Annotated in this window: 5 protein-coding genes and 6 pseudogenes; all 11 read left to right on the top strand. The window is 43.0% G+C overall.

The annotated features are described in order from the left end of the window. Window positions 1-11 precede the first annotated feature (11 nt). The 11 genes and pseudogenes from PCORN_RS08385 (at window position 12) to polA (ending at window position 15,617) form a co-directional block, all read left to right on the top strand. Entirely contained in the window at window positions 12-233 is a 222-nt protein-coding gene (locus tag PCORN_RS08385; RefSeq protein ID WP_036079346.1) for a WYL domain-containing protein, read from the top strand. Between the two features lie 80 nt (window positions 234-313). Then, a pseudogene (dnaE, locus tag PCORN_RS08380) lies at window positions 314-3,640 on the top strand (DNA polymerase III subunit alpha). Window positions 3,641-3,838: 198 nt separating this feature from the next. Then, window positions 3,839-4,715 (top strand): annotated as a pseudogene (accD, locus tag PCORN_RS08375) (acetyl-CoA carboxylase, carboxyltransferase subunit beta). Then, window positions 4,705-5,661, top strand: coding sequence for an acetyl-CoA carboxylase carboxyltransferase subunit alpha (locus PCORN_RS08370; RefSeq protein WP_036079344.1), 957 nt, complete (start codon window positions 4,705-4,707; stop codon window positions 5,659-5,661). The pseudogene accD and the gene PCORN_RS08370 overlap by 11 nt, the downstream one beginning before the upstream one ends. Before the next feature lie 329 nt (window positions 5,662-5,990). Next, window positions 5,991-6,951: pseudogene (gene pfkA / locus PCORN_RS08365) on the top strand (6-phosphofructokinase). 238 nt (window positions 6,952-7,189) lie between these two features. After that, window positions 7,190-8,948: pseudogene (gene pyk, locus PCORN_RS08360) on the top strand (pyruvate kinase). A 456-nt stretch (window positions 8,949-9,404) separates the two neighbouring features. Further along, complete coding sequence (locus PCORN_RS18360) at window positions 9,405-9,776, top strand: FxsA family protein (RefSeq protein ID WP_077913834.1); 372 nt, start codon at window positions 9,405-9,407, stop codon at window positions 9,774-9,776. Window positions 9,777-9,899: 123 nt separating this feature from the next. Then, window positions 9,900-10,362, top strand: a pseudogene (locus PCORN_RS08355) (DUF441 domain-containing protein). Between the two features lie 64 nt (window positions 10,363-10,426). Next, entirely contained in the window at window positions 10,427-11,548 is a 1,122-nt protein-coding gene (gene citZ / locus PCORN_RS08350) for a citrate synthase (protein WP_036079341.1), read from the top strand. Window positions 11,549-11,570: 22 nt separating this feature from the next. After that, window positions 11,571-12,839, top strand: a complete 1,269-nt coding sequence (gene icd, locus PCORN_RS08345; RefSeq protein ID WP_036079339.1) for an NADP-dependent isocitrate dehydrogenase — start codon at window positions 11,571-11,573, stop codon at window positions 12,837-12,839. 149 nt (window positions 12,840-12,988) lie between these two features. Then, window positions 12,989-15,617, top strand: a pseudogene (polA, locus tag PCORN_RS08340) (DNA polymerase I). Window positions 15,618-15,619 lie beyond the last annotated feature (2 nt).

Genomic DNA, 15,619 nt, shown 5'->3' with positions numbered 1-15,619 from the left:
TTGAGTTCGGTATGTCCGTATATTATCGACTATTAGCGATTTTTCCAGCAGAAATTTTGCAGATGGTCTCTGGTCGCATCGAAGTGAAAATGAAAATTCCGAAAACAGATTGGTTGTATTCCTTCTTATTATCGTTTGGATCGGATGTGCGAGTCATGGCGCCTGAATCGCTGCGCCTAGAAATAAAGGCAAACTTGCAAAAGGCTGTCAAAAATTATGAGGTGGATAAATAAAAGCGAACATATGGTTTCTTTTTCGGAGGATAACCGATATAATAGAATGGAGAATATCGTTCAGAGAGGAGACATGGATAATGGGATTTGTTCATTTACAGGTGGCTAGTGCGTATGATTTGCTATCAAGTACGGCAGCTATTGACGGGATTATTGAGAAAGCGCAACAATTTCATTATCCAGCAGTCGCGATTACCGACCATAATGTGATGTACGGCGTCATCGAATTTTATCAAAAGTGCCATGCTGCGGGGATTAAACCGCTTATCGGGATGACGATTTCAGTGGAAGGCGTGACACAACCGCTCGAGACTTACGAACTACTCCTGCTCGCAAAAACGACACAAGGCTACCGCAACTTACTCAAAATTTCAAGTGCCATCGAAACGCGTGAGGAGCAAAAACTACCTATAAAGTGGCTAGAATCGTATCGAGATGGCTTGCTGCTATTCTCGCCTGGTGAAGCCGGAGAAATCGAACGCTTGATTCGCCAAGGTTTACACGAAGATGCGCGTTTAGTTGTTGCAAAATGGCAGGAAATCGCTGGTGAATTCGGCTTTTATATGACGCTACAAAAGGAAAATCCACATTATGAGGCGGTTCGTGATTTTTGCGAAGCGGAGCAAATTCCTGCTGTTGCCACGAAAAACGTGCAATATTTAGAACCTAAAGGAGTTCGCAGCACAGAGATTTTGCGTGCGATTCGTGATAATGAAACTGTATCATGGCACAATTTACCGCTTGCTGGAGGGGCTTATTTTGCTGCGCCAGAGGATATGGAAAGTCTGTTTACAACCCCGTTTGAGCAGGGAGCATTGGCTTTAACGTCTAAAATTGCGGATATGTGCCACGTGGAAATTGCGATGGATCAACATTTGTTGCCTAAATTTCCGCTGGCAGAAGGTTTTGAGGCAGGAGCCGTTTTGAAAGATTTATGCTATGACGCGCTGAAAATCCGTGTCGTGAATCCTGATGTAACCTATTGGGAGCGCTTGGATTACGAGCTGAAAGTCATTCAGGATATGGGTTTTTCCGATTATTTCCTCATTGTTTGGGATGTCATGAAATATTCGCGAGAAAACGGCATTTTAACAGGACCAGGACGGGGCTCGGCGGCGGGTTCTTTAGTTTCCTACGTCCTACAGATTACAGATGTGGACCCGATTCAATATCAGTTACTATTTGAGCGATTTCTGAATCCAGAACGTATCAGTATGCCAGATATTGACTTGGATTTCCCTGACAATCGTCGAGATGAAGTTATTTCTTATGTAGTTAGTAAATATGGCACGCAACACGTCGCTCAAATTGGCACATTCGGAACATTGGCGGCCAAAGCTGCGGTACGAGACACGGCGCGGACTTTTGGCTTGAATTCTGTGCAATTATCCGACTGGTCGAAACTCATTTCACGTGAACTCGGTATGACGCTAACCAGGGCATACGAACAATCGACCGCATTGCAACGACACATCATCAGCTCCGAGCAAAACCAACTTATTTGGGAAATAGCAACTGAAATCGAAGGCTTGCCGCGCCACATTTCCACACATGCCGCGGGAGTCGTTATTAGTGACGAACCACTCGTTGATCAAATCGCCTTACAAAAAAGGGAGTGGAGACGCGCTTCTGACGCAATTTGCCATGGGTGATCTCGAAAAAATCGGACTTCTAAAAATGGATTTCTTAGGACTTCGCAATTTAACATTACTGGATCGGACGCTGAAAAACGTCAATTATATTCGTGACACAGAACTAACGTTGCAAGACATCCCGCTCGACGATGCTAAAACGCTCCAAATTTTCCAAAAAGGAGATACGACTGGGATTTTCCAGTTTGAATCAGATGGGATCAGGCGTGTATTGAAGCATTTGCGACCGACTTCATTTGAAGATATTGTCGCGACAAATGCGCTTTATCGTCCAGGCCCGATGGAACAAATTGATACTTTTATTGCTCGGAAACATGGGAAGCAAGACATTGTCTATCCGCATCCAGATTTGGAGCCGATTCTAGGTGTTACTTACGGTATCATCGTTTACCAAGAACAGATTATCCAAGTCGCCTCTGCCATGGCAGGTTTTTCGCTCGGTGAGGCCGATTTACTTCGCCGGGCTGTCAGCAAGAAAAAAGCGGATGTCCTAGAAGAAGAACGGATACATTTCGTTTCAGGTGCAGTCAAAAAAGGCTACACACAAGCAAGTGCGGATGAAGTTTACGATCTCATTGTCCGGTTTGCCAACTACGGTTTCAATAGAAGTCACGCGGTTGCCTATTCCAAAATCGCGTTCCAACTAGCTTACCTAAAAGCCAATTATCCAGCCGCATTCATGGCCTCACTTCTGAGCGCAGTCATTGGAAACGACGATAAAATAAGCCAATATATCACGGAAGCAAAAAACTACGGCATCAAAATGAGCGGACCATCGATCAATAGCAGCTACTATCATTTTCAAGTGGAGGACGACGCGATTAGATTCAGTTTACGCGTCATTCGTAAGGTTCCAAGTAAATTCGTTCTTGCGATAGTCAACGAACGAAAAGGAGCGCCGTTCAAGGATTTCTTTGATTTTTGCGAGCGAATGCCTCAAAAACAGCTAACGAAGCAAGTATTAGAGGCGCTTATTTACGCGGGGTGTTTCGATGAATTTGGTAAAGACCGTGCCACATATATCGCTTCGATGGACGCGGCACTACAATATGTTAGTTTGCTTGGCGACGATGAAAAAGGAATCAATCTGTTCACAACCGATGACGAATTGTTCCGCAAAATGAAGCCGAAATACCGCGAAGCCAGTCCACTTCCAATTGACGAAAAACTAGAAAAAAGAAAAAAGAATATGTCGGGCAATATGTTTCGGCGCATCCCGTCACGTTCTATCATGATAAATTAAAACTACTTGAAATAACGCCCTTATCACAAATCAAAGTCGGTAAAATCTACAAAATTGCGGCCTATATTCACGATATCAAAACAATCCGTACGAAAAAAGGCGAGTCGATGTGCTTCCTTACAATCAGTGATGACAGCCGCGAAATAAGTGCAGTCATGTTCCCAGAAACCTATCGAAAATACACAGAACTAGCCGAAAAAGGGCTTATTATACTACTTCAAGCCAAAGTAGACCAGCGAAACGGGGAATTACAACTTGTCATCAATAAAGCAGAGAATGTAAAAGACATCGAAGTTCCAAAACGCGCTTTTTTACGTATTAAGGAAGCAAGCCAATGGGAACAATTAAAGTCGATTTTGCTAGCTAATCGCGGGGATATCAGTGTTATTTTGCACGATGAAACAACGAAGAAAACCACACAACTACAGCCAAAGTTTAGCATTAATGGAAGCTCTGAAACGGCGAAAGAAATCACAGAACTTCTAGGCGAAGGCAATTTGATCATTCGTTAGCCTTTTAAAAAAACAAAAAAAAATATGATATAGTAATGAGGCTGAATCATTGGCAACGACTCATAGCTACATCAGTTGTACTAATATAGAAAAATTTAGATAAGACAAATACGCCAAAAAAATGCTACTATGGAAAGTGGACAAAAAATAATTGAAGTCTGACTAGAAAAGAGATTGTTTCAAAAGGGGGTTCATCCTTTGTTAGGAGATTTATTTACAAAACCAAAGAAAAGAAAATATGCAACGATTCCTTCAGACGGCTCCAAGCCCGATGTTCCAGAAGGTATCATGACCAAATGTCCTTCATGCAAGAAAATTATGTACTCCAAAGAATTACAGAAGAACTTGAAGGTTTGTAGCTATTGTGGCTATCATCATTCGCTAGGGGCTCAAGAAAGAATCGCATATTTAGTAGACGAGGGCTCGTTTTCAGAGCTGGATGGCAATTTAACGACCGCAAATCCGCTTGGGTTTGAAGATTATATGGATCGAATTGTGAAAGATAAGAAAAAAAACGGACTTGAACGAAGCTATTTTGACTGGAACCGCAACGATTGAGACACTGCCATTGGTGGTAGCCGTGATGGATTCTAGATTCCGGATGGCCAGCATGGGCTCTGTTGTTGGAGAAAAAATATTGCGTGCCGTGGAAAAAGCCGACGAATTAGGCGTTCCTTTTGTGATATTTACAGCATCAGGGGGCGCTCGAATGCAAGAAGGTATGGTCTCATTAATGCAAATGGCGAAAACATCGGCCGCCTTCAAACGATTCAGCAATCACGGAGGATTAGCGATTTCCATCATGACGCATCCCACAACAGGAGGCGTTTCCGCAAGTTTCGCGTCACTCGGTGATTATAATTTTGCAGAACCGGGGGCAATGATCGGCTTTGCAGGACGTCGTGTTATCGAGCAAACGGTTCGTGAAGATTTACCCGAGGACTTCCAAACAGCGGAATTCTTATTAAAGCACGGCCAGCTTGATGAAGTCGTATCACGTCTTGAAATGCGCGAAACACTACGATTCCTCTTAGATATCCATACAAAAAAGGAGGATTCGGCAGATGGCAAATGAGCTAGAATTTGAAAAACCGATTTTAGAATTACAAACAAAAATTGCCGATCTCAAAGAATACAATGAAAAATCCGATGTCGATTTGTCGAAGGAAATTGTGAAGTTGGAAATCCGTCTTGGTAAGCTAGAGGACGCGATTTACGGCAACATGTCTGCATGGGATAAATTCCAAGTAGCGCGTCACCCAGAACGCCCGACGACACTAGATTATATTCCGTTCGTGTTCGACCAGTTTATGGAGTTGCACGGCGATCGTTATTTCGGCGATGACGCAGCAATTGTAGCTGGTGTGGCGACATTTAACGGTACACCTGTCACAGTTATTGGTCATCAACGCGGAAAAGATACAAAAGATAATCTGCATCGTAATTTCGGAATGCCGCACCCAGAAGGCTTCCGTAAGGCCTTGCGACTAATGAAACAAGCCAATAAATTTGGACGCCCGATTATCTGTTTCATCGATACGAAAGGTGCCTATCCAGGTCGCGCCGCAGAAGAACGCGGACAAAGCGAAGCGATTGCGCGTAACCTTTATGAGATGAGCGATATGACTGTACCGATTATTTCGATTGTGATTGGTGAAGGTGGAAGTGGCGGTGCCTTGGCGCTTGGCGTCGGCAACCAAATCTACATGTTAGAAAATGCCGTATTTTCCGTTATTTCACCAGAAGGCGCTGCAGCCATTCTCTGGAAAGACGCAGGACTTGCCAAACAAGCCGCAGAGTCGATGAAAATAACGGCAACAGACTTATTTGAGCTAGGTATCACAGACGGTATTATCCCTGAAATACGCGGTGGTGCCCATCGCAACGTGGAAGAACAAGCCGCACTTATTTCTGCTGTCATTCGCAAAAGTTTGAATTCGTTGTCAGCACTTGACGGCGAGCAATTAGCGGATCAACGGTATGAGAAGTTTAAGAAAATCGGTGTTTATGAAGAGTTATAGATGATAAGGAAAAGGTATTAAAGTACGAGTCAACCGGTGTTGGTGAGTATTTTAATGCCTTTTATTTTTAGGTTTAGCTACAGGAAGGTGTCGAGATGCTTATCATGTTCAATGTTATATGATGTTTGGTCTACTCCACCAACGGGTAATAAACCAATACCAATTCCTAATAAAAAGCAATTGGTATACACGATTCGCGGGTGTATTTAATGAAAAGTTTCACAAAACATGAAAAAAGAACTAGATTCCTGCTTTCATTTTTAGGAAAAGTGATGTAGAATGTAACCATGTGATGAAAAAATATATTCATTGTTTGAGGTGGGATTTTGATGAAACGTATTGCAGTTTTAACAAGTGGTGGAGATGCACCAGGAATGAACGCTGCGGCTCGTGCCGTTGTTCGTAAAGGTATTTATGAAGGGCTAGAAGTTTATGGTATCGATTACGGCTTTTTAGGTCTAGTAAACGGAGATATTCATAAATTGGATTTAGGTTCTGTAGGAGATCTTTTACATCGCGGAGGAACGTTCCTTTATTCGGCGCGCTATCCTGAATTTGCGACAGAAGAAGGTCAACTAAAAGGCATCGAACAGTTGAAGAAATTCGGTATTGAAGGCCTTGTCGTTATTGGTGGAGACGGTTCTTATCACGGAGCTGAAGCCTTAACGAAACGTGGCTTCCCTACAGTTGGTATTCCAGGAACAATCGATAATGATATTTCTGGTACTGATTTTACAATCGGTTTTGACACGGCTTTAAACACAGTGCTTGACGCATTGGATAAAATTCGTGACACGGCAACAAGTCATGAACGTACATTTATCATTGAAGTAATGGGCCGCGATGCTGGTGATATCGCACTTTGGTCTGGTCTAGCAGGAGGCGCGGAAGCTATTATCGTTCCTGAGCATAATTTTGTGATGGAAGATGTTGTCGAACGCTTGAATAAAGGACTTGCTCGTGGTAAAAAACATAGTATCATCGTCGTTGCAGAAGGCGTTATTTCCGGTAACGAATTCGCAACCCAATTAGCTGAGTTTGGCGATTATCATGCTCGTGTAACGGTTCTAGGACACGTTCAACGTGGCGGTAGCCCAACTGCATTTGACCGCGTATTGGCAAGTCGTTTAGGCGCGCGTGCTGTCGATTTATTAATGGAAAACCGTGGTGGTCTTGCTGTCGGTATCCAAAATAATAAAATCGTCGAAAATGATATCACGGAAGTTTTGAAACCAAAAACACGTGATTGATAAAGAAATGTTTGATTTAGCAACAATCCTATCCATTTAATACAACGATAGAGGTTTCTAGTTTTGCATAACTTAGAAGCCTCTTCCTACGGATTAAAATGAAAATAGGCATGAAAACTGGCTACATAAAAGCGTGCCTAAAAAAGAATAGAAAGTCTTGTCAACATGCGCATAAATTCACAAAACCCTTGTACGCTAGTGAAGTTACTGGTAAAATAGGGCGGATGCGTTTATAATAAGTAATGAATGAATAGGTATTCTTAGGAGGAGTATAAAAGATGAAAAAAACTAAAATTGTTTGTACGATTGGACCTGCAAGTGAAACGGTAGAAACATTAGTACAATTAATCGAATCAGGTATGAACGTATGTCGTCTTAATTTTTCACATGGTGATTATGAAGAGCACGGCGCGCGTATCAAAAATATTCGTGAAGCTGTCAAAATTACGGGAACAGAAGTAGCGATTTTACTTGATACAAAAGGCCCTGAAATCCGCACAAATAACATGGAAAATGGGAAATTAGAATTTGCAAAAGGGGACACTGTTCGTGTAGCAATGGAAGAAGTCCTTGGAACAAAAGAAAAATTCTCCGTAACATACACAGAACTATTTGATGACGTAGAAATCGGTTCAACAATTCTTTTAGATGACGGCCTAATTGGTCTTGAAGTTATCGAAAAAGACGCTGCAAACCGTGAACTAGTAACATATGTTCAAAACCCAGGCGTACTTAAAAATAAAAAAAGGCGTGAACGTGCCAAACGTATCGATTAACCTACCTGGTATTACAGAAAAAGATGCGAACGATATCCGTTTCGGTCTAGAACAAGGAATCGACTTTATCGCGGCATCATTCGTTCGTCGCGCAACAGACGTTCTTGAAATCACAAAAATTCTAGAAGAAAACAATGCAACACACGTTCAAATTATTCCTAAGATTGAGAACCAAGAGGGCGTTGACAATATCGACGAAATCCTACAAGTATCTCAAGGTCTAATGGTTGCTCGTGGTGACCTAGGCGTTGAAATTCCTGCTGAAGAGGTTCCGATTGTACAAAAACAACTAATCAAAAAATGTAATAAGCTTGCAAAACCGGTTATTACAGCAACACAAATGTTAGATTCTATGCAACGCAACCCGCGCCCAACTCGCGCAGAAGCAAGTGATGTAGCCAATGCCATTTTTGATGGTACAGATGCAATCATGCTTTCCGGTGAAACAGCAGCTGGGGACTATCCAGTAGAATCCGTACAAATGATGACTAAAATTGCGTTACGTGCGGAAGAAGCCCTAGTAGCTCAAGATAAATTTGCCTTAAAAGCGCACCAAAATTCTGATATGACAGAAGCCATTGGTCAAGCAGTTGGTCACACAGCGCGCAATTTGAACGTACACACAATCGTTGCAACAACGCAAAGTGGTCACACAGCACGCATGATCTCGAAATACCGTCCAAAATCACATATCCTAGCAGTAACATTCAACGAACGCGTATGTCGCGGACTTTCGCTAGTATGGGGCGTATACCCACGTCTAGCAGAACCAATTGCAAATACAGATGACATGTTCGACCTTGCAGTAAAAGAATCCCTAGCATCAGGACTTGCAAAACAAGGCGACCTAATCATCATCACTGCCGGTGTTCCAGTTACAGAATCCGGTACAACCAACCTAATGAAAATTCAATTAATCGGCGACAAAGCAGTATCAGGTCACGGAATTGGTTCGACTTCCGTTATCGGTCAAGCAGTTGTTGCTAAATCGAATAAAGAAGCATTAGAAAAAGCTATAGAAGGTGGCATTCTTGTTGTGAAAACGACAGACAAAGAAATGTTGCCAGCATTCGAGAAGAGTGCAGCAGTAGTTGTAGAAGAAGGCGGCCTAACTAGCCACGCAGCCGTTGTTGGAATCACACTAGGAATTCCAGTAATCGTAGGCGCAACAAACGCAACAGACCTTGTCAAAGACGGCGAAACAGTGACTGTCGACGCACGCCAAGGTAATGTTTACAATGGTAAAACGGCGACTCATTAATAGAAAAGCTGAGGAAGCCCGTTATGTTGATGAACTTTCAAACCGTTGTTTGGTTTGATTTAGTGAATCAATAGGCAGTTGAGCAATGCGAGACTGACAACCTTTTATTTGTTAGGGGCCGCAGTGAAAACCTGTTCTTGGTTTTTGCGGAGGGCACGAAAATTTCGAGGGTCTGGCTTTCGAAGCTGGATCCGGAGGCGCGAGTCACGACGCAACCCAAGGAAGGCAGCTTCATTGCATTCAACTGCATATTGAGGTTCTAAAAAGCAATTCAAGAACCACAACAAAGCTGGATCCGAAGGCGCAAGTCACGAGCTACTCTAAACTAAAAACACAAAACCAGATCACAATCCCTAACCCGGATGCCGATCTGGTTTTTCTAATCTTTCTCATTTCTCCAAAATTACGTTATAATAAAAAGAAACCACACAAAGGAGGTCACCATTTTGAAAAAAAATAATCTACTACTGGGCGGCATACGGCGTAATCGAACTGCTCACCTACATCCTCCTATTCCAATGGATTGGCTTCTGGCCATTACTCTTCATCCAAATCGCCTCCACAGTATTCGGCGTATTCATCGTCAAACGCTTATGGCGCGGACTCACTCAAAACATGCACGAAGGAAAAACAATCTCACCATATCTACTAGACACGGTTTGCCTGCTCTTGGCTGGATTCCTACTCGTTATCCCAGGCATTATCACATCTATCTGCGGACTTCTCCTATTCCTACCACTCATACGCTCATGGATAAAACCACGTATCAATCGGTGGATAGAACGCCGAATGAGCCAAGGTAACTTTACCTATTTCGACATGAAATAACAGGTCATTGACTTTTCTTATCTATTTTCAGATATACAATAAGTATCGCTTTACATCAAGGGGTGCAGATGTGTTATAATACAACTAATCTGACGTTTTCTCAGAAGGAAAGGTTTGTTCTTTTTGTTTACAGAAAGTATGCTATTTTTACTACTATTTCTCGGACTTGGATTACTAGCAAAAAATAACTCGTTAATCATTGCGGTTGCCGTTGTGATTTTGCTGAAACTTTTCCATGTGGATGGCAGAATTATGGAAACGATTCAATCGCGAGGAATAAATTGGGGCGTAACGGTGATTACGGTTGCAATCCTGATTCCAATTGCGACGGGACAAATTGGTTTTAAAGACTTAATCGATTCCTTTAAATCAGCGGCTGGTTGGATTGGCTTGCTAGCGGGGATCGCTGTTTCTATCTTGGCAAAAAAAGGGCGTCGGTTATATGGCGGTAGACCCACAAGTGACGGTTTCACTTGTTTTTGGTACGATTTTAGCTGTGGTACTATTCCGTGGGGTTGCGGCAGGACCAGTCATTGCAGCAGGAATTGCCTATGTGCTTATGCAAGGTGTAGCTTTATTTAAGTAAATTATCAAAAAAGACAATTACATAGCAGATAACGCTAAATTTTATATTGTTAGGGGGAAAAATAATGACGGTTTCAAGAGGTTTGGAGAATGTATATGTTGCGGAGACGTCGATTAGTTCTATTTTAGATGACATGCTGACATATGTTGGTTATGGCATTGATGATCTGATGGAGAGTAATGCGACATTTGAAGAGGTTATTTATTTACTGTGGCATTTACGCTTGCCGAATGCGGAAGATTTGGCGAAATTTACGGGCGAAATTCGTGAAAATATGGCGGTTTCAGAGACGATTATTACGAGTTTGCGCTTACAGCATCACCAAAAATTACATCCGATGAGCGTTTTGCGGACTACGGTTTCGATGCTCGGCGTTTTTGATACGGAAGCGGAGATGGATGACGGGGAGGCTGTTTACCGTAAAGGGATTCGTTTGCAGGCGAAGATGCCGACGATTGTGGCAGCATTTTCACGGATTCGTCGTGGTTTGGATCCGATTCCGCCGCGCGATGATTTGAGCATGGCAGCGAACTTTTTATATATGTTGACTGGCGAAGATGCGACTTATTTGGAAATCGAAGCGATGAATAAGGCGCTTGTGTTGCATGCCGATCATGAGTTCAACGCATCTACGTTTACTGCGCGTGTTTGTGTGGCGACGTTATCCGATGTTTATTCTGGCGTAACCGCTGCGATTGGTGCGCTTAAAGGACCGCTTCATGGTGGTGCGAATGAGCGAGTGATCGATATGATTGAAGAAATTAAAGAACAAGGTCATGCGCGCGAATATATCCAAAATAAGATCGATAACAAAGAGAAGATTATGGGCTTTGGACACCGTGTTTATCAAGGTGGCGACCCGCGTGCGATGCATTTGAAAGAGATGGCTCGTAAGCTTACAGAGAAAAAAGGCGAACCAGAATACTACGATATTTCGGCGGAAGTAGAAGAGGCAGTTTGGGAATTTAAACACTTGAAACCAAATGTCGATTTTTATTCGGCATCTGTCTATCACGCGCTTAATATCGATCACGACTTGTTTACGCTCGTTTTTGCGATGAGTCGCGTATCTGGTTGGTTGGCGCATATCTTTGAACAATACCGCGATAACCGCTTGATTCGTCCGCGTGCTATTTATGTGGGCCCAGATTCAAGAGACTATATTCCTGTCACAGAACGGGACTAAAAATTACGAGGGGGAAATTAATTTGACACAAGGTGAAAAAATTCAAGTAGTAGATGGTGTTTTAAAAACGCCAAATAATCCAGTGATTCCGTTTATCGAAGGCGATGGCACAGGTCCAGACATTTGGCGTGCGTCTAAGCGCGTACTCGATGCGGCTGTTGAAAAAGCATATAATGGCGAGAAAAAAATCGATTGGCGAGAGGTTCTGGCAGGTGAAAAAGCATTCAAACAAACGGGGGAATGGCTACCACAAGCAACACTCGATACAATTGATGAATACTTAATCGCGATTAAAGGACCACTTACAACGCCAATCGGTGGTGGGATTCGTTCGCTAAACGTGGCGCTACGTCAAGAATTGGATTTATACGTATGTCTGCGTCCAGTTCGCTATTTTACAGGGGTTCCTTCTCCGGTGAAGCGTCCTGAGGATACAGATATGGTCATTTTCCGTGAGAATACAGAGGATATTTATGCTGGGATTGAGTTTAAAGAAGGCAGTGATGAAGCGAAGAAATTGATTGCTTTCTTGCGCGATGAATTTGGTGTAAATAAAATTCGTTTCCCTGAAACATCTGGAATTGGCGTGAAACCAGTTTCTAAAGAAGGAACAGAGCGTTTAGTTCGTGCGGCGATTGAGTACGCGATAAAAGAAAACCGCAAATCATTAACACTTGTGCATAAAGGAAATATTATGAAGTTCACAGAAGGCGCGTTTAAAACGTGGGGCTATGACCTTGCAGAGCGCGAATTTGGCGATAAAGTCTTTACTTGGTCTGAGTATGATCGTATCGTGGAAGCAGACGGTGTTGATGCGGCTGATGCGAAGCAAGACGCGGCACTTGCAGCAGGCAAAATCTTAGTCAAAGATTCGATTGCGGATATTTTCTTGCAACAGATTTTAACACGTCCAGCAGAATTTGACGTTGTGGCGACAATGAACTTGAATGGGGATTATATTTCCGACGCGTTGGCGGCTCAAGTTGGCGGTATTGGTATTGCGCCTGGTGCGAATATTAACTATTTGACAGGACATGCCATTTTTGAGGCGACACATGGTACGGCTCCGAAATACGCGAACCTTGACAAAGTAAATCCGTCCTCGGTTATTCTTTCTGGGACGTTGCTTCTTGAGCATATCGGATGGGGCGAGGCGGCAGCTTTGATTATTAAATCGATGGAGAAAACAATCGCTGACAAAACGGTTACTTACGATTTCGCACGTTTAATGGACGGCGCGACAGAAGTGAAATGTTCTGAGTTTGCAGATGCCTTGATTCGTAATTTTTAAGCGATACATGATACCGTGTTTTGAAGTGGGAGAGAATGTGTGACTCCTGTTTCAAAACATGGTTTTTTTGTGTGTCTGAATAAAGGCGCATTCAGTGTTTCTATGTTAAAATGGACATAATGAGCGCTAAATTTTGAGGAGGAATCCCTGTGAATAAACTTGTACTAATTGATGGAAATAGTATCGCGAATCGTGCCTTTTACGCATTGCCGCTTTTGAGTAATGATAAAGGTGTGTACACGAATGCTGTATATGGTTTTGCGATGATGATTATGAATGTGTTGGAAAAAGAGCAACCGGACCACGTATTGGTGGCTTTTGATGCGGGGAAAACGACTTTTCGACATAGTCAGTATAAAGAGTATAAAGGTGGACGCCAGAAGACGCCAAGTGAGCTGTCTGAGCAGTTTCCGTTTATTCGTGAGTTGTTGGATGCGTATTCGATTCCGCGCTATGAACTGCCGAATTACGAGGCGGATGATATTATTGGAACGATTACAAAACACGCCGAAAAAGATGGGCTAGAGGTCGTTGTGATTACGGGAGATCGCGATTTAACCCAGCTTGCGAGCGATAAAACGACGGTGTATATTACGAAAAAAGGTATCACGGACATGGAGCAAAATACACCGGCGAGTTTGAAAGAAAAATATGATCTTACGCCGGAGCAAATCATTGATATGAAGGGCTTAATGGGCGATGCTTCCGATAATATTCCTGGAATTCCTGGTGTCGGTGAGAAAACGGCATTAAAATTACTACACCAATTTGGTACGGTGGAAGAAGTACTAGCCAACGCTGATCAGATTTCTGGTAAAAAGCTACAAGAAAAAATAATGGATAATAAGGAATCAGCAATCATGAGTAAAGAATTGGCGACGATTAACACGGATTCGCCGCTAGAAATCAAAGTCGCGGATCTGAAATACACTGGCTATGATACAGAAAAAGTGGTGCCACTACTGAAAGAACTTGGTTTTGCGACACTTTTAAAAAATATACAGGGGGAATCAAGCGAACCTGAGAAAGAGATGGAAAGTCTCTCGTTTGAAATAGTAGATGAGATTACGGCCGCACATCTGAGCGATAAAACCGCGATTTATGTCGAATTGGATAACGATAACTACCATACGGCGCCTTTTATCGGGATGGCTTTTCATTCGGAAGCGGGCACATTTTTCGCGAATGCGGATGCGCTCACGAAGTCTCCAGCGCTGAAAACGTGGCTGGAAGAACCTAAAAAAGAGAAAGTCGTATATGATGCGAAGAAAACCATTGTTGGACTTTCCAAATTTGATATTGCGGTCGATGGCATCGAATTCGATATTATGCTAGCTTCTTACTTACTCAACCCGTCCGACACGATTGGAGACTTTGCGAGTGTAGCATTCAGCCACGATTTCGACGCGGTGAAAACGGATGAATTAGTGTACGGAAAAGGGGCAAAACGCGCGATTCCAGAAGAAGCAATCGTTGCGGAACATTTGGCGCGTAAGGTTGTCGCAGTTTCAGAATTAGAGAAAAAAAATGCGTACGGAACTCGAAAACAATGAGCAGTTAGGCTTATTTGAAGACCTCGAATTACCGCTATCCAAGGTCTTAGCGAAAATGGAAATGTATGGCGTCAAAGTGGACACGGCACGTCTAGAAGCTATGAAAGTTGAGTTGGCAGGCCGGTTAAGCGAACTTGAAAAAACGATTCATGACTATGCGGGCTCGGAGTTTAATATCAACTCGCCGAAACAACTAGGCGTTATCCTATTCGAAAATCTAGGACTCCCAGCAGAAAAGAAAACGAAAACAGGCTATTCTACATCCGCTGACGTTTTGGAAAAATTGGCAGGCTCACATCCAATCATTGAAAGCATTCTCATGTACCGTCAACTTGGCAAGCTTCAATCAACCTACATCGAAGGATTGCTAAAAGTGACGCATCAAGATACACAAAAAGTTTACACGCGCTTTAACCAGACACTGGCGCAAACAGGTCGTTTGAGTTCTGTTGACCCTAATCTGCAAAATATCCCGATTCGTTTGGAAGAAGGACGCAAAATTCGTCAAGTCTTTGTCCCATCTGAACCTGGTTGGAAGATTTTTTCTGCGGATTATTCGCAAGTTGAATTACGCGTTTTGGCGCATATTTCAGAAGATGAAAACCTACAATATGCCTTCAAACACGATTATGATATCCATACCAAAACAGCGATGGACGTTTTCCACGTGGAGCAGGAAGAAGTCGATTCATTGATGCGCCGCCAAGCGAAGGCCGTTAATTTTGGCATCGTGTATGGTATTAGTGATTACGGTTTGTCACAGAATTTGGGTATCACTCGAAAAGACGCACGCGATTTTATCGATCGTTATTTTGCGAGCTATCCTGGTGTAAAAGAGTACATGGAAGAAATTGTGCGTTCTGCGAAGGAAAAGGGTTATGTGGAAACGATTTTGCACCGTCGCCGTTATATTCCTGAAATCACGAGTCGCAACTTCAACGTTCGCGGATTTGCCGAAAGAACCGCGATGAACACGCCGATTCAAGGGAGTGCCGCCGATATTATCAAAAAAGCGATGATTCTCATGAACGACCGTCTTATCTCGGAGAAACTCGAAGCGCGCTTGCTACTCCAAGTACATGATGAGCTCATTTTTGAAGCACCAGAAAGCGAAATCGCGAAACTCGAAGAAATTGTTCCAGATGTGATGGAGAATGCTGTAGAGCTCTCTGTGCCGCTAAAAGTCGATAGTTCTTTCGGAAATACATGGTACGACGCGAAATAACA

The sequence above is a fragment of the Listeria cornellensis FSL F6-0969 genome (assembly GCF_000525855.1).
Classification (GTDB): domain Bacteria; phylum Bacillota; class Bacilli; order Lactobacillales; family Listeriaceae; genus Listeria_A; species Listeria_A cornellensis.
This window is presented reverse-complemented; position numbering and strand designations above follow the sequence as displayed.

Excerpts from the sequence above, each read along its gene's own strand:
- PCORN_RS08385 (WP_036079346.1), top strand. The coding sequence starts at position 12 with ATGTCCGTATATTATCGACTATTAGCGATTTTTCCAGCAGAAATTTTG.
- PCORN_RS08370 (WP_036079344.1), top strand. The coding sequence starts at position 4,705 with ATGGCAAATGAGCTAGAATTTGAAAAACCGATTTTAGAATTACAAACA.
- citZ (WP_036079341.1), top strand. The coding sequence starts at position 10,427 with ATGACGGTTTCAAGAGGTTTGGAGAATGTATATGTTGCGGAGACGTCG.